The organism is Azospirillum sp., from assembly GCF_035627195.1.
Lineage (GTDB): Bacteria > Pseudomonadota > Alphaproteobacteria > Azospirillales > Azospirillaceae > Azospirillum.
The window spans coordinates 1-15,221 of record NZ_DASPMG010000383.1 but is presented as its reverse complement, the minus strand read 5'-3'; the positions used below and the strand labels follow the sequence as shown (position 1 = coordinate 15,221).

At 65.5% G+C, this 15,221-nt stretch carries 12 protein-coding genes and 1 pseudogene; 10 read left to right on the top strand and 3 right to left on the bottom strand.

Annotated elements, in window-relative coordinates; all coding sequences use genetic code 11:
* From VED21_RS33485 to VED21_RS33460, 6 genes and pseudogenes are all read left to right on the top strand, one after another.
* A pseudogene (locus VED21_RS33485) lies at positions 1 to 505 on the top strand (dihydrolipoyl dehydrogenase); the annotation flags it as partial.
* A 44-nt stretch (positions 506 to 549) separates the two neighbouring features.
* Entirely contained in the window at positions 550 to 1,299 is a 750-nt protein-coding gene (locus tag VED21_RS33480) for an electron transfer flavoprotein subunit beta/FixA family protein (RefSeq protein ID WP_324890254.1), read from the top strand.
* 38 nt (positions 1,300 to 1,337) lie between these two features.
* On the top strand, positions 1,338 to 1,574 hold the full coding sequence (locus VED21_RS33475; RefSeq protein ID WP_324890253.1) for a hypothetical protein: 237 nt from the start codon (positions 1,338 to 1,340) through the stop codon (positions 1,572 to 1,574).
* Positions 1,575 to 1,600: 26 nt separating this feature from the next.
* The gene (locus VED21_RS33470) at positions 1,601 to 2,530 is read left to right on the top strand and encodes an electron transfer flavoprotein subunit alpha/FixB family protein (RefSeq protein WP_324890252.1); all 930 of its coding nucleotides are present in this window, start codon (positions 1,601 to 1,603) and stop codon (positions 2,528 to 2,530) included.
* 129 nt (positions 2,531 to 2,659) lie between these two features.
* A complete protein-coding gene (locus tag VED21_RS33465; protein ID WP_324890255.1) occupies positions 2,660 to 4,279 on the top strand; it encodes an electron transfer flavoprotein-ubiquinone oxidoreductase in 1,620 nt (539 codons plus the stop codon).
* Between the two features lie 158 nt (positions 4,280 to 4,437).
* Positions 4,438 to 5,811 (top strand): ISKra4 family transposase, encoded by a 1,374-nt coding sequence (locus tag VED21_RS33460; protein ID WP_324890251.1) that lies wholly within the window; start codon positions 4,438 to 4,440, stop codon positions 5,809 to 5,811.
* Positions 5,812 to 6,037: 226 nt separating this feature from the next.
* On the opposite strand, the gene VED21_RS33455 is transcribed toward VED21_RS33460, so the two are convergent.
* Both VED21_RS33455 and VED21_RS33450 read right to left on the bottom strand, forming a co-directional pair.
* Complete coding sequence (locus VED21_RS33455) at positions 6,038 to 6,859, bottom strand: class III extradiol ring-cleavage dioxygenase (RefSeq protein ID WP_324890250.1); 822 nt, start codon at positions 6,857 to 6,859, stop codon at positions 6,038 to 6,040.
* Between the two features lie 218 nt (positions 6,860 to 7,077).
* Positions 7,078 to 7,506 carry a DoxX family protein gene (locus VED21_RS33450; protein ID WP_324890249.1) on the bottom strand — a complete coding sequence of 143 codons (429 nt, stop codon included), beginning with the start codon at positions 7,504 to 7,506 and terminating at the stop codon, positions 7,078 to 7,080.
* 224 nt (positions 7,507 to 7,730) lie between these two features.
* Here VED21_RS33450 and VED21_RS33445 point away from each other — a divergent pair, with 224 nt between their 5' ends.
* The gene (locus VED21_RS33445) at positions 7,731 to 8,660 is read left to right on the top strand and encodes a LysR family transcriptional regulator (RefSeq protein ID WP_324890248.1); all 930 of its coding nucleotides are present in this window, start codon (positions 7,731 to 7,733) and stop codon (positions 8,658 to 8,660) included.
* A gap of 122 nt (positions 8,661 to 8,782) precedes the next feature.
* On the opposite strand, the gene VED21_RS33440 is transcribed toward VED21_RS33445, so the two are convergent.
* On the bottom strand, positions 8,783 to 9,667 hold the full coding sequence (locus VED21_RS33440; protein ID WP_324890247.1) for a LysR substrate-binding domain-containing protein: 885 nt from the start codon (positions 9,665 to 9,667) through the stop codon (positions 8,783 to 8,785).
* A 221-nt stretch (positions 9,668 to 9,888) separates the two neighbouring features.
* On the opposite strand from VED21_RS33440, the gene VED21_RS33435 reads away from it, so the two are divergent.
* The 3 genes from VED21_RS33435 to VED21_RS33425 are packed head-to-tail and all read left to right on the top strand — an operon-like array spanning position 9,889 to position 15,037.
* The gene (locus VED21_RS33435) at positions 9,889 to 10,875 is read left to right on the top strand and encodes an efflux RND transporter periplasmic adaptor subunit (protein ID WP_324890246.1); all 987 of its coding nucleotides are present in this window, start codon (positions 9,889 to 9,891) and stop codon (positions 10,873 to 10,875) included.
* Positions 10,872 to 11,948: an efflux RND transporter periplasmic adaptor subunit gene (locus VED21_RS33430; RefSeq protein ID WP_324890245.1), complete on the top strand. Its 1,077-nt coding sequence runs from the start codon at positions 10,872 to 10,874 to the stop codon at positions 11,946 to 11,948. Before VED21_RS33435 ends, VED21_RS33430 begins: the two co-directional genes overlap by 4 nt.
* On the top strand, positions 11,948 to 15,037 hold the full coding sequence (locus VED21_RS33425; protein ID WP_324890244.1) for an efflux RND transporter permease subunit: 3,090 nt from the start codon (positions 11,948 to 11,950) through the stop codon (positions 15,035 to 15,037). Before VED21_RS33430 ends, VED21_RS33425 begins: the two co-directional genes overlap by 1 nt.
* The last annotated feature ends 184 nt before the right edge of the window (positions 15,038 to 15,221 follow it).

Here is a 15,221-nt window from a genome sequence, read left to right as displayed (position 1 = left end):
CTGCCGCACCGGCGAGCCCGGCGTCTACGCCATCGGCGACGTGACCCAGCCCCCCTGGCTGGCGCACAAGGCCAGCCACGAGGGCGTCATCTGCGTGGAGGCCATCGCCGGCAAGCACCCGCACCCGCTCGACATCCGCTCGATCCCCGGCTGCACCTACTCCCACCCGCAGGTGGCGTCGGTCGGCCTGACCGAGGCGAAGGCCAAGGAGCAGGGCTACGACGTGAAGGTCGGCCGCTTCCCCTTCATGGGCAACGGCAAGGCCATCGCGCTGGGCGAGCCAGAAGGCTTGGTCAAGACGGTGTTCGACGCCAAGACCGGCGAGCTGCTGGGCGCGCACATGGCTGGGGCCGAGGTGACGGAGCTGATCCAGGGCTACACGGTCGCCAAGACCATGGAGACCACGGAGCAGGAGCTGATGCACACCGTGTTCCCGCACCCGACGCTGTCGGAGATGATGCACGAGTCCGCGCTCGAGGCTTACGGCCGCGCCATTCACGTCTGATCGGACGGCATCGCCGCTGCCGACCCATTCTTTCTGGAGCATCCATGAAGATCCTGGTCCCCGTGAAGCGGGTGGTCGACTACAACGTGAAAGTCCGCGTGAAGGCGGACGGCACGGGAGTGGAGACCGCCAACGTCAAGTTCTCGATGAACCCCTTCGATGAGATCGCCGTCGAAGAAGCCGTCCGTCTGAAGGAAGCCGGCAAGGCCAGCGAGATCGTCGCCGTCTCCATCGGCCCGGCCACCGCCCAGGAAACCCTGCGCACGGCGCTCGCCATGGGAGCCGACCGTGCCATCCTGGTGCAGACGGATGCCGAGACCCAGCCGCTCGCCGTCGCCAAGCTGCTCAAGGCGCTGGTCGACAAGGAGCAGCCGCAGATTGTGCTCTTGGGCAAGCAGGCCATCGACGACGACTGCAATCAGACCGGTCAGATGCTCGCCGCACTCCTGGGCTGGCCGCAGGGCACCTTCGCCTCCAAGGTCGTTCCCGGTGACGGTGTGCTGACCGTCACCCGCGAAATCGACGGCGGGCTGGAGACGGTGGAACTGACGCTCCCCGCCGTGGTCACCACCGACCTGCGCCTGAACGAGCCGCGCTACGCCAGCTTGCCCAACATCATGAAGGCCAAGAAGAAGCCGCTCGACACCGTGACGCCCGACAGCCAGGGCGTCGATATGGCGCCACGGCTGAAGACGCTGAAGGTGGTGGAGCCCGCCAAGCGCAAGGCCGGTGTCAAGATCGCTGATGTCGCTACCCTGGTGGACAAGCTTAAGAACGAAGCGCGGGTGATTTGATTTGGTCGCGACAGGCAACGCGCAGTCGAGGGGCAGCCATGACAACTTTCCCCAGTGTGGGAGATGATATTGGCATTGCCGAGGAGGCGCTGGCCGAGTTCAGCTCTCTGCCAAGCCACCTGCACGCTTCCGCCGTACAGCTTCTGCGGAGCCTGCTGAAGACATCGGACATGCGATTCATGACGCAGCGTGAGGTGGCGGCGATCATTGCAGGCCCCTTCTTCCGCTCCGTCCTCGAACAGGAAGCGCGCCTGTCTAGGCTCGGCTTTCTATAAAGACCATAGGGCAAAAGGTATCGACCATGCAGTCTCTCGTTCTTGCCGAACACAACAACGCGGAATTGAAGCCTGCTACCCGAGCCGCCGTTGCCGCCGCGGCGAAGCTCGGGGCTGCGGTTCATGTGCTAGTCGCAGGGCGCAACGCCGGGACCGTCGCCGAGCATGCGGCCAGGACTGCCGGTGTTGGCAAAGTCCTGCTGGCCGATGACGCGGCTTATGCCAGCGGCCTTGCCGAGCCGCTTGCGGCGCTCCTGGCGCGTCTGGCGCCGGGCTACAGCCACGTGCTGGCGCCAGCCACCTCATCAGGCAAGAACGTGCTGCCGCGTGTCGCGGCCCTTCTCGACGTGCAGGCCATCTCCGACGTCACGGGCGTGATCTCGGCCGACACCTTCGAGCGGCCGATCTTTGCGGGCAACGCCATTGCCACCGTGCAGTCGGCCGATCCCATCAAGGTGATCACCGTGCGCACCTCCGCCTTCGAGGCGGCAGCCTCAAAGAATGAGCCGGCGCCCATCGAAACCGTGGCCGCAGACGGCAACGGTGGCGCATCCCGGCTGGTCCATCAGACCCTGACGGTGTCCAAGCGGCCGGAACTGACGGCGGCTCGCGTCGTGGTATCGGGCGGGCGCGGCATGCAGTCGGGCGACAACTTCAAGCTTCTGGAGGAGCTGGCCGACAGGCTGGGCGGCGCCGTGGGCGCTAGCCGTGCGGCGGTGGATGCCGGGTTCGCGCCGAACGACTATCAGGTTGGGCAGACCGGCAAGATCGTGGCGCCGGAGCTGTATATCGCCGTCGGCATCTCCGGCGCTATCCAGCACTTGGCCGGCATGAAGGACAGCAAGGTGATCGTTGCCATCAACAAGGACGAGGAGGCGCCGATCTTTCAGGTCGCTGACTACGGCCTCGTTACCGACCTTTTCCAGGCGTTGCCAGAATTCGAACAGGTCATCTGAAAGTGTCCGCCGCACCGGCGTCCCCCGCACGGGTGCGGAAACTGGGCCGGGCGTCCCTCGGCGCCCGGCCCGCATTTTCCCGCATGAACCTTCTGGGAAGGATTGTCCGTGAGCACTGGGCGCGAGGTGATGGAATACGACGTGCTCGTCGTTGGGGCAGGCCCTTCGGGGCTATCGGCGGCCATCCGGGTGAAGCAGCTGGCGCACGAGAGCGGCAAGGATCTGTCGGTCTGCGTTATCGAGAAGGGCTCAGAGGTGGGCGCGCACCTGCTCTCCGGTGCGGTGTTCGAGCCGCACGCCCTTGACGAGCTGATCCCCGACTGGCGCGACAAGGGAGCGCCGCTCAACACCCCGGCCAAGGAAGACCGCTTCCTCTTCCTGACGGAGACGAAGGCGTTCCGCCTGCCGACGCCGCCGCAGATGCACAACACCGGCAACTTCATCATCTCGCTGGGCAACCTCGGCCGTTGGCTGGGCCAGCAGGCGGAGGAGCTGGGCGTCGAGATCTACGCCGGCTTCGCCGGTGCCGAGGTTCTCTACGACGACAAGGGTGCGGTGAAGGGTGTGGCCACCGGCGATATGGGCATCGGCAAGGACGGCCAGCCCACCCACAACTACACCCCCGGCGTCGAGCTGCACGCCCGCCAGACCCTCTTCGCCGAGGGCTGCCGCGGCAGCCTGACCAAGACGCTGATGGCGAAGTTCAACCTGCGCGACGGCGTTGATCCGCAGACCTACGGCATCGGCATCAAGGAGCTGTGGGAGATCGACCCCGCCAAGGCGAACCCCGGCCTTATCGAACACACCATCGCCTGGCCGATGAACCCGAAGACCTACGGCGGCTCCTTCCTCTACCACATGGAGGGCAACTTGGTGTCGGTGGGCTTCGTGGTGGGCCTGGACTACGACAACCCGCACCTCAGCCCGTTCGAGGAGTTCCAGCGCTACAAGACGCACCCGGCCATCCGCCCGACCTTCGAGGGCGGCCGGCGCATCGCCTACGGCGCGCGGGCGCTCAGCGAGGGCGGCTTCCAGTCGATCCCGAAGCTGACCTTCCCCGGCGGCCTGCTGGTCGGCGACGCCGCCGGCTTCCTGAACGTGCCGAAGATCAAGGGCAACCACACCGCCATGAAATCCGGCATCGTGGCGGCCGAGGCGGTGTTCGAGCACCTGAACGGCGGCGACAACGGCCGCGAGGTGACGGAGTACCCGGACCGCCTCAAGCAGTCCTGGCTGTGGGACGAGCTGTACCGGGTGCGCAACATCCGCCCGGGCTTCCAGAAGGGGCTGTGGGCCGGCCTCGCCAACGCGGCGTACGAGACGGCGACGTGGGGTAAGTCGCCGTGGACGCTGCACCACAAGCACCCGGACCACGCGACGCTGAAGAAGGCCAGCGAGGCGCCGAAGATCGTGTACCCGAAGCCGGACGGCACGGTGAGCTTCGACCGGCTGTCCTCGGTGTACCTGTCGAACACCAATCACGAGGAGGATCAGCCGGCGCACCTGACGCTGAGGGATCAGGAGACGCCTATCCGGATGAACTTGGCGCTCTACGACGCGCCGGAGACGCGCTACTGCCCGGCCGGGGTGTACGAGATCGTGCGCAACGAGGACGGCACCAACCCGCGCCTGCAGATCAACGCGCAGAACTGCGTGCACTGCAAGACCTGCGACATCAAGGACCCGACTCAGAACATCACCTGGGTCGTCCCCGAAGGTGGCGGCGGGCCGAACTATCCGGGAATGTGATCTGTACCTTGAGAGCGATATGCATTTAAAACTCATAGCATTTAATGTGCGCACATTATCGCACTTGCGAAGCGTATTTGATAAATGATCAGAAGCCGTCTCAAACCTGGGGGGAGGATGGTAAAGCGCACTGGGAAAGCAGCGAACCCGGGGGCGCAATGAAGTGGCGGGTGATGGTCGAGGTGACGGGTGAGGACGGCACGGTGACGCAGCACGTGACCTCCGAGGGTGAGCGCTCCGCCGTCGGTCAGGCTGCGACGCTCGGGCTGAGCCTGGCCGAGGGCAAGGTGATCCTGGCCGGCGTACAGCACGTCCTGGTCACCGCCCAGGCCGACGCGCACTGTCGCCACCGTCGCCGGTGCAGCCACTGCGGCGCGGCGCGCCCGCTCAAGGACCACCGCTCCCGCCGTCTGGTGTCGCTGTTCGGCACGGTGGAGGTGTGCGCGCCCCGCTTCGGCCCCTGCCGGTGCGGCGTGGCCTGCCGGCGCAGCCTGACCCCGGTCGCCGAGATCATGCCCGACCGCTGCACCCCGGAATACGAACGGATGCTGTCGGGGATGGGCAGCGCTCTGCCCTACCGGCGGGCGCAGGCGCTGCTGGCCGAACTGCTGCCGGTGGACACGGCTCCGGAGGTCGAAACCATTCGCCGGCGCACGCTGCAGGTCGGCGCTCGGCTCGAACGGACGGCGCTCGTCCGGTCGGACGAGGGTTTGCCGTCTGCGGCCAAGGCGATCACGCTGGCCCTCGACGCGGGGCACGTGAAGTCGGTGCGGACCTACCAGATGCGCTCGTTCGAGGTGATGATCGCGCGGGTGGGCAACGATCAGGGGCGCGAGGTCGTCTTCAGCAGCATGCCGGCCGAGGCCGACCGGCAAGTGCGCCAGCTTCATCATGTTCTGCGGCGTCTGGGGGCGACGGCGAACACGCCGGTCACCATCCTTAGCGACGGCGCGGAAGGGCCCCGCTGCCTGGGTGCCGCGGCCAGCGTCGGCCCGATCCGCCATGTCCTCGACTGGTTTCACCTGTCGATGCGGGTCCAGCATGTGGCGCAGGCGGTCAAGGGCTGGGCCACGGCGGTGCCAGCCGCCGCGGAGCGGACCACGACGCTGGACGACGCCGTAGCCCACGTTCGTTGGCGGCTCTGGCATGGTCAGACCGAACGGGCGCTGAGCTTGATCGGCGACCTCCTGGCCGACCTCGACGCTGACCTGGAAACCGTCAATAGCCCGCCGGTTCGGAAGACGATAACGCTGCTGCGCGCCCTGGAAACGTATGTCGCGGGACAGGCCGAGTTGATCATCGACTACGCCGCCGCCCGGCACCGGGGCGAGCCCATCTCCACGGCGACGACCGAGAGCATGGTCCAGCGCCTGCTGCACCGGCGCATGGGCGCCAACCAGCAGATGCGCTGGCCTCCGCACGGCGCCCACCGGATGCTGAAGGTGCGCACCGCCGCGATGAACGGCACGCTGGCCTCGGACCACACCGCCGCCGAGCCATACGCTCGCCGACCATTCCGGCGGGCGGCATGATGGCCCCCCAGGTTTGAGACGGTTTCAGGTCAACAAACTGAAGCTGATCAAGCGTCAGATGTATGGACGCGCCAGCTTCGATCTGTTGCGCCGTCGTGTCCTCCTCGCAGCCTAATCCACGCAAAGTGCGGGAGAGCCGGGAAACAGGGACCAGCTCAATGTCCGGATGGACGAATTCCTCGCTTAGATTGAGCGTCGATATAATATTTCTTCTGACAGATCGAGTTCAGTAAACGGTCAGCACATCGCCGAAGCGGAAGCTAGACGCAGTGATCCCGCCGAATAGATCGTTCTGGTGGTAGACGACCGTCGCGGCTTCCTTCTCGGCAGCTCCGACCACCACCATCAGCGGAACGAGGTGGTCCTCTTGCGGGTGAGCCGCTCGTGCGAGCGGCGCACGCTCCCATGCGACGAGGAGGGGAGTCCGTTCCTCGGGAGTTGCCGTGACCAACGTTTCCTGAAGCCACGCATCGAACACTCGCGAGGGCTCGACGGCGTGGCTGCCGCGCAGGCCCAAGTTGTGGTAGCTGAAACCGCTGCCGATGATCAGTACGCCCTCATCACGCAGCGGCGCGAGCAGGCGGCCGAGTTGCAGATGGAGCTCGAGGCTGTAACTGCGGTCGATGGACAACTGGACCAGCGGGATGTCCTCTTCCGGATAGAGCGGCTTCATGATGCTGAAGGTCCCGTGGTCATAGCCCCGCTCCGGGTCGAGCCGAGCCTGGACGCCACCGGCGCTTAACAGTTCCTGGACGCGCCGCGCAAGCTCCGGCGAGCCGGGCGCTTTGTAGCGAATGCGATAGGTGTGCTCGGGAAAGCCGGAATAGTCGTAGACCATGCCCGGCTGCTCGCCTGAGGAGATGGCGAAGCCATTCTCTTCCCAATGGCCGGAGATGACGAGCACGGCGCGCGGCGCGTTACCGAGTTCGCGCCGGACATTGTGAATCGACTGTTCCAGCTGGTTAAACATGCGGCGAAACGGGCCGTCGAGGTACGGCCAGGGGCCGCCGCCGTGGCTGATGAAATAGGTGGGCAGACGTGCGCTCACTTGAACTCTCCTTTCTCTTGAAGGCATGGGCCGCGTACGACGCTGCCCTGCGTCAACGCGCCGGCCTGACCATGTGGGGGGCATCGGCGACGCCATCGCGCATTGGAAGGCGGCGCGTTGACGCAGCACGCCGGGCGGGGTCAGCAGCGCGGGTGGGGCTATCTCTTGCTGCCATCGCCTCGATGCAACACGCTGCGGCACGGCTCCACTGATTGTCCTCAGCCGCGGCTGGCGATCCGGGCCTTCTTGGTGCGCCCCCAGACGATGAAGAGGGAAAGAGCCAGAAGCACCAAATTGACCGGGAGCGACATGGCGGTCTCGCCGCGTGTGGCATGCAGGATGATCGCAGCGACCTGCACGACGGACAGTCCGACCGCGGCGGCAAGGGTCAGCACCGGCAGGATGCGGGTGAGCGAAGGCAGGATCAGGCCGGTTGCGCCGAGGATCTCCATGAGGCCGACGAAGCGGATAAACAGTTCGGGCATCGTGGTCACATAGCGCAAGCCCATGCTGACCAAGGCATCCATGGGCAGGAACAGCTTCATGCTCCCCGCGCTCAGGTAAGCGACGGCGAGCAGGGTCTGCGCTACCCAGAGGCCGATGGTCCACCAGTTGCGCCGAGGCACCGTCATCGTAGCGGTCGTCATTTCATGTGCTCCGTATTGGCGCCCCAGCGCCGTTGCTCAGGGGTGGTGATCAGCGGGCCAGCTTGAGCCCAAGGAGGATGGCTGCGAAATCGCGGTGCGCGGCGAACGGCTCGACGGGAAAGCGCTGCATCCGCGTTGTCGAGGGGAAGCTAGGCCTTCACTCGCTCAAAAAATAGCGATAAAGAGTCGAAGGTCTTGATCTGATAATGCGATGGAGTTGGATCGTGGAGCTTGCCACAGATGGCCTCACGCTCGACCAGCTGACGATCTTTGTCACCGTCGTGGAGCAGGGCAGTTTCTCGGCTGCCGCCCGGCATTTGCGGCGTGCCCAATCGGCGATCACTTACGGCATCCAGAACCTCGAACGGCAGACGGGCACCGAACTGTTCGATCGCGCAGCCTATCGGCCAACCCTGACAGACGCAGGGCGCGTTTTGCTGCCTCGAGCGCAAAGGATTGTCGGAAGCGTTTTCGATTTCCGCCGGCAGGCTCGCAGCTTGTTGGCAGGTGTCGAAGCCAGGCTGACGTTGGTGGTTGATGTCACGGCGCCGGACGTCATCGTTACAGCGGGGCTCAAGGCCTTCAATGCCGAGTTCCCGATGGTGGAGCTTGTGCTTTTGACCAGGGCGCTTGAGAGCTGTTTTTCTGCCCTCCATGAGGGCACTGCCGATCTGGGTCTTGTGGTCGCACCGGCGGCTTTGCCGCAGATGGATGCGCTTGAATTCAGCACGTTCGGCATGCTGGCGCTGATCGTGGTGGCGGCTCCCGATCACCCTTTGGCCAATGCCGGGCGCCTGCTGGAAGAGGACGATCTGCGCGACTACACACAGTTGATGCTGTCCTCGTCAGGGCCGCAGGCGAGTGGTGATCATTTGGGGTACGGCATCAATCGCTGGCGCATACATGATCTCCATATGCGTCACCGGCTCCTGCTCGCGGGTGTCGGGTGGGGTGGCATGCCAAGTCACATGGTCGCCGACGATCTTCAGCAGGGCCGGCTGGTGAAGCTGGAACTTGAACGCAAGGCTGCCGATGTCTTTGGTTTTACGGCTCCGCTCGCTAGTGCACACCTCCGCACCAAGACGCTTGGTCCTGCAGGCCGCTGGTTGTTTGAGCGCCTCATCGAGGAAGGGCGAAAACATTCAACTCAATAATGTTCGACGTAGAACCGAAGCGGCAGATCCGGAAAACCCAGAGCGGAGACTTCCATGGCCGCGGTCAGGTGGTCGTCGTGCCCCGCTGCTTTCCCTTCTTCGTGAACCCCAGACGCCAGACGTTATCGTTCACTCTGGCGGATGATGCTAAGGAATTTGATCACGGCGGGATCCTCCTCATCACGGCGGAACACAAGATCGATCCCGATCTGCTCCGTAACGCCCAAAATCGGCCGGTAGATCACGTTCTCGCCAACATTGATCGAGGCAATTGATGAGGGGACGACCGCCATCCCCAGTCCGGCGCCGACAACGCTTATAAGAGCGAAGCCGCTATCCGCCTCGTATGCGATGCGCGGCGTAAATCCGACCACTTGCCGCACGAACAAGCCGTAGTTTTCGCCAGCCGACTTCGTAAAGCCGACGAAAGGCTCATTCACAAGAGCCTCTCGCGGGACGCGGCTGCGTTCCGCAAGGGGATGGTCGGTCGGAAGGGCAACGCGCAACGGCCATTCCGCCAGACGGACGGCGTCAAGGCCCTTAGGCAGCATGAGAGCCGGCCTGGTGACAAAGCCGACATGGATCCGCCCTTCGAGCACACTCGTGATCTGCGTCTCCGGATGGATCTCGTGGAGCCCTAGCTCCACTTCGGGAGCTTGCCGCCTGTAATGCCGGATGGTCGTCGAGAGAACTCCCGAGCAGGCGCCAATAACATCGTATCCGATGTTGATACGACCGATTTCGCCTCGGCCGGCGCGACGGGCCACGACGGCAGCGTGCTCCGCCTGATCGAGGGTGCGGCGGGCCTCCTTGAGGAACAGGCGGCCCGCCTCCGTGAGCGTCACGACCCGGTTGGTTCGGGCAAGAAGCCGCACCCCCAGGGTGTCCTCCAGGGCCTTGATCTGGATGCTCAAGGCGGGCTGCGCAATGTGGAGCCGGTCGGCGGCGCGGCCGAAGTGCAGCTCTTCGGCGGTAGTGATGAAGTAGCGGAGCTGCCGCAGATCCATTGATATGTTTTTCCAATCGCACGGCCTGAAACAATATATTGGACGCCGATCTCCCGCGCAAGCATGTCATGGTTTCAGTGGTGGCCTGCGGCACGAGCGGAGAAATCGGGATGAGATACGGCTATCGAAGGCGGAGATGCGCCTGTTGGGCGGTGGTCCTGGCCGTGGCTGGCTTGGCGGGCTGCCAGCAGCAGGCAAGCCAGCCGGAGAAGCCCCAAACCATGGTGCGGGTCGAGACGGCCACGCTGACGGACTATGCACCCACGGTCCGGCTTACGGGCGAGATCCGGGCGCAGGTCGAGAGCGAATTGTCGTTCCGGGTGAGCGGCCGCGTTGCCGAACGCTTGGTCAACGTCGGCGATCACGTGACGGCCGATCAGGTGCTGGCCCGGATCGATCCGCAGGAGCAGCAGGCCAGCGTCACGGCCGCCGAGGCCTCCGTTCGGGCCACCGAGGCGGTCATGCGCCAGGGGGCCTCGGCCTTCGAGCGCCAGAAATCCCTTCTTTCCAGGGGCTTCACGACCCAGCGGGACCACGACCAGGCCGAGGAGGCCTTCCGCACGGCCCAGGCGTCGCTCGACACCGCGAAGGCCCAGCTTGGCACCGCGCGGGAGCAACTGTCCTACACGGTTCTGCGGGCGGGCGCTCCCGGCGTGATTACGGCCCGCAGCGTGGAGGCGGGGCAGGTCGTGCAGGCGGCGCAGGCCGTCTTCTCGATCGCCCGGGACGGACCGCGCGTCGCGGTGTTCAACCTTCACGAATCGTTCTTTACCCGTGAACTCGCGAACCCCGCCATTGAGCTGACGCTGGTGTCCGATCCGACCGTGCAGGCAACGGGCACCGTGCGCGAGGTCTCCCCGACCGTGAACACCTCCAATGGAACGGTGAGGGCCAAGGTCACGATCGAGCGTCCGCCGGCTGCCATGACGCTGGGCGCCGCGGTCATCGGCGAAGGCCGATTTCAACCCTGCAAGCTCGTGGTGATCCCATGGAACGCTCTTGCCTCCGGGAACGGCCAGCCGGCCGTGTGGATCGTCGACCCGCAAACCAGGGCGGTGTTCCTCAAGCCCATCGCCATTGAAGCCTACGAAACCGGGAAGATCATGGTCCGGGCGGGTATCCAACCGGGCGACACAGTTGTGACCGGCGGGGCCCAGTTGCTGCGGCCTGGTCAGGTTGTCGCCTTCGCCGGGGGGGCGGTCCAATGAAGCCCGTCCTGACCTCCCTCGCCGCCATGGGCGCGGTGGGCCTGCTCGCCGCCTGCCAGGACCAGAAGCACGACGAGGCACCTGTCCCCAGGCCCGTTCTCTCGATCGTCGTCGCCTCACAGTCCGAGCGGATCGTGGGGTTCTCGGGAACCGTCGAGGCCCGGTACAGGTCCGATCTTGGCTTCCGGGTGCTGGGGCGAATCGTCAGCCGAGATGCCAACGTCGCCGACCTCATCCAGAAGGGCGAGCGGCTGGCCACGCTCGATCCGGTCGCCTACCAGCTTGCGGTGCGGTCGGCGCAGGCCGATCTCGCCAGCGCCACCGCCCAACTGGAGAATGCGGCCGCCACGGAAGCCCGCCAGCGCACGCTGCTTCAGCAGAACATCACCTCCGAGGCTCAGTTCGATGTCGCCCGGCAGGCCCGGGAGTCAGCCGAGGCAGGGGTCTCGCGCGCCAGGGCAAACCTCGCCAAGGCGCAGGAGCAACTCGGCTACACCGATCTTCGCGCCGACTTCGACGGAGTCGTCACCGCGGTCGGGGCCGAACCCGGGCAAGTGGTCCAGCCGGGGCAGACGGTGGTCTCGGTGGCCCGTCCGGACGTGCGCGAGGCGATCATCGATCTGCCCGAAAGCGTTGGGCGGGGCCTCAGCCAAGGGACCCGCTTTGACGTTGCCCTGCAGCTCGATCCATCCATCCGCAGCACCGGATCCGTGCGGGAGATCGCCCCGCAGGCGGATCCGGTCACGCGCACGGTTCGGGTGAGGATCACGCTCGACAAGCCCCCGGAGAGTTTCCGGATCGGGACCACGGTCACCGCGATGGTGACGACCCAGGCCCTTCCCGGCATCGAGCTGCCGGCCTCGGCTGTGCTGGAGCGGGACGGCCGGACGTTGGTCTGGATCGTCGATCCTGCAACCAAAACGGTGTCGCCGCAGGACGTGTCCATTGCGGCACGGAACGGGTCCTCCATTCGGATCGCAAACGGACTCACGCCCAGCGCCCGCGTGGTCACCGCCGGCGTGAACAGCCTCACTCCCGGCCAGACAGTCAAGATCGCAGACGAGACCCCCTGATGAAGAGCCGCTTCAACCTGTCCGACTGGGCGCTCGAGCACCGCTCCCTCGTCTGGTACTTCATGATCGTGTCCGCCATCGCGGGTGCCCTGGCCTACATGAGCCTGGGGCGCGAGGAGGATCCGGCCTTCACCATCAGGACCATGGTCATCACCGCCCAGTGGCCCGGCGCCACGGTCGAGGACACAGCTCGCCAGGTCACCGACCGGATCGAGAAGAAGCTCGAGGAGCTTGAGGTCCTCGATTACACCCGCAGCCAGGTCACGGCAGGCCAGACCACCATCTTTGTCAACATCAAGGACACGACCAAGGGCCGTGATGTGCCCGGCACTTGGGTCAGGGTCCGCAACATGGTCAACGACATCAAGGGAGAATTTCCCGGCGGCGTCGTGGGGCCCTTCTTCAATGACAGCTTTGGCGACGTGTTCGGCAACGTCTATGCGTTCACCTCGGACGGGCTGACGCAGCGGCAATTGCGCGATTACGTCGAGGATGTGCGCGCCAAGGTGCTCACGGTACCGAACATCGGCAAAGTGAACCTGATCGGTGCCCAGGACGAGGTGATCTTCCTGGAGTTCTCGACGCGCGAGATCGCCGCCCTCGGCATCAGCCAGCAAGATGTGGTGCAGACGCTCCAGGCTCAGAATGCGATCGCGCCCTCCGGTGTCATCCAGGCCGGGCCCGAACGCGTCAGCGTCCGGGTGACCGGACAGTTCACGTCGGAGGAAAGCCTGCGAAGCCTCAACCTTCGCATCAATGACCGCTTCTTCCGGCTCAGCGATGTCGCCACCATCAGCCGCGGCTACACTGACCCGCCGAAGTTGCTGTTCCGTGTCAACGGCCAGCCGGCGATCGGCCTTTCCATCGGCATGAAGTCCGGCGCGAACCTGCTTGAGTTCGGCGAGGCGCTGAAGGAGCAGATGAACCGGATCATCGGCGACCTGCCCATTGGGGTCGGCGTGCACCTCGTGGCCGACCAGCCCGTGGTGGTCGAGGAGGCCGTCGGCGGCTTCACCAAGGCTCTGTTCGAGGCTGTGGCGATCGTGCTGGTCGTCAGCTTCGTGAGCCTCGGCGCCCGGGCCGGTTTCGTGGTCGCGCTGTCGATCCCGCTCGTGCTCGCCATGACCTTTATCGTCATGCAGTACTCCGGGATCTCCTTGCAGCGCATCTCGCTCGGCGCCCTCATCATCGCGCTCGGCCTTCTCGTCGACGATGCCATGATCGCCGTCGAGATGATGGTGGCGCGGCTGGAGGCGGGCGAAAACCTGAAGAAGGCCGCCACCGCGGTCTACACCTCCACTGCGTTCCCGATGCTGACCGGGACGCTGGTCACCGTTGCGAGCTTCATCCCGGTCGGCCTCAACAACAGCGCCGCCGGCGAGTTCACCTTCACCCTGTTCGTGGTGATCGCCGTCTCACTGGTGCTCTCGTGGATCGTCGCGGTGCTGTTCGCGCCCCTGCTCGGCGTGACGTTGCTTCCACAGACGATGAAAAAGCATCATGACAAGCCGAGCCGCCTCGGGGCCGTGCTGTCGCACATCCTTGTCGGCGCCATACGCTGGCGCTGGCTGACCATCGGCGTGACGGTCGCGATGTTCGGCGCCTCGATCTACGGCATGCAGTTCGTCCAGCAGCAGTTCTTCCCGTCGTCGGACCGCAACGAGCTTGTCGTCGATTTTACCCTGCCGAAGAACGCCTCGATCGCTGAGACGAAGGCACAGATGGACCGCTTCGAGACGAGGCTCGAAGGCGACTCCGATATCGATCACTGGTCGTCGTATGTCGGCGAAAGCGCGGTGCGGTTCATCCTTTCCATCGACGTGCAGCCGTCGAGCCCCAGCTTCGGCCAGATCATCATCGTAACCAAGAGCATCGAAGCGCGTGAGCGCGTCAAGACCAAGCTCCGGGCGGTCGCCCGGCAGGATTTCCCCGGCCTGGACGTTTACGTGGACTTGCTTCCGCTGGGGCCGCCAGCTGGCCGGCCCGTGCAGTACCGCATGAGCGGCCCGGACATTCAGAAGGTCCGGGACTATGCACGGCAACTCGCCGCCATTGTGGACGAGCACCCCCTGGTCAGCGGCATCACCTTCGACTGGAACGAGCCCGCGCGGGTGGTGAGGGTCGACGTTCTCCAGGACAAGGCGCGCCAGCTCGGCGTAACGTCCCAGGACATTGCCGGTTCCCTCAACGGCATCGTGGGCGGCACGAGCATCACCCAGGTGCGCGACGAGATTTACCTCGTCGACGTGGTGGGCCGCGCACGGGCTGCCGAGCGGCAATCGATCGAGACGCTCCAGAACGTGCAACTCCCGGGCAAGGACGGCCAATCCGTGCCGTTGGCAGCGATTGCGACCTTCCGGTATGAGCTCGAGCAGCCGATGGTCTGGCGCCGCAGCCGGGTGCCGACGATCACGCTCAAGGGCAGCATCCTCGACGCAACCCAGCCTGCCACGGTTGTCCAGCAGCTCGAAGCCAAGGTTCAGGCGTTCGCCCGGGCGCTCCCGGCCGGCTACGGGGTGGCGGTGGCGGGGCCGGTGGAGGAGAGCGGCAAGGCGCAGGGGCCGATCGCGGCCGTGGTCCCGCTCATGCTGTTCGCCATGGCCACGATCCTGATGGTCCAGTTACAGAGCTTCTCCCGGCTGTTCCTGGTGGTGGCGGTGGCCCCGCTCGGATTGATCGGCGTGGTGGCGGCACTGCTGCCCAGCGGCGCACCCATGGGCTTTGTCGCTATCCTGGGCGTGCTGGCGCTGATCGGGATCCTGATCCGCAATTCGGTGATCCTCGTCGTGGAGATCGAGAACCTGCGCCGAAAGGGCGTGGCGCCATGGGATGCGGTGATCGAGGCCACCGTGCACCGGACGCGGCCGATCCTGCTGACCGCGGCAGCGGCGAGCCTGGCGCTGATCCCGATCTCGCGCGAGGTGTTCTGGGGGCCGATGGCCTACGCGATGATGGGTGGCATCATCGTGGGCACGGTGCTCACCCTCCTGTTCCTGCCGGCGCTGTACGTGGCCTGCTTCCGCATTGGTGCACCCTCCCGTTCCCGGGCGGAGCCGGTGTCGACGCAGGCCGCGCACGAGCGTGCATAGGCTGCAGCGAACCAGCAGCTCGGTCCTCGGGCAAAGGTCCTGTGGGCACCGTCAACTTGTTGATCACCCATTTGCCGGGGCGGGCCGTGCGGGGTATGGGACGGCATGACGACGCACCCCGATCCCCGCTACGCCGGCTACCGCTATCCCGCCGAGATCATCGCGACGGCGGTTTGGCTGTACT

Bases quoted from the DNA above. Each gene is read 5' to 3' on its own strand.
- VED21_RS33475 (WP_324890253.1), top strand. From the start codon at position 1,338: ATGACAACTTTCCCCAGTGTGGGAGATGATATTGGCATTGCCGAGGAG.
- VED21_RS33460 (WP_324890251.1), top strand. From the start codon at position 4,438: ATGAAGTGGCGGGTGATGGTCGAGGTGACGGGTGAGGACGGCACGGTG.
- VED21_RS33430 (WP_324890245.1), top strand. From the start codon at position 10,872: ATGAAGCCCGTCCTGACCTCCCTCGCCGCCATGGGCGCGGTGGGCCTG.
- VED21_RS33480 (WP_324890254.1), top strand. From the start codon at position 550: ATGAAGATCCTGGTCCCCGTGAAGCGGGTGGTCGACTACAACGTGAAA.
- VED21_RS33440 (WP_324890247.1), bottom strand. From the start codon at position 9,667: ATGGATCTGCGGCAGCTCCGCTACTTCATCACTACCGCCGAAGAGCTG.
- VED21_RS33435 (WP_324890246.1), top strand. From the start codon at position 9,889: ATGGTGCGGGTCGAGACGGCCACGCTGACGGACTATGCACCCACGGTC.
- VED21_RS33450 (WP_324890249.1), bottom strand. From the start codon at position 7,506: ATGACGACCGCTACGATGACGGTGCCTCGGCGCAACTGGTGGACCATC.
- VED21_RS33465 (WP_324890255.1), top strand. From the start codon at position 2,660: ATGGAATACGACGTGCTCGTCGTTGGGGCAGGCCCTTCGGGGCTATCG.
- VED21_RS33470 (WP_324890252.1), top strand. From the start codon at position 1,601: ATGCAGTCTCTCGTTCTTGCCGAACACAACAACGCGGAATTGAAGCCT.
- VED21_RS33425 (WP_324890244.1), top strand. From the start codon at position 11,948: ATGAAGAGCCGCTTCAACCTGTCCGACTGGGCGCTCGAGCACCGCTCC.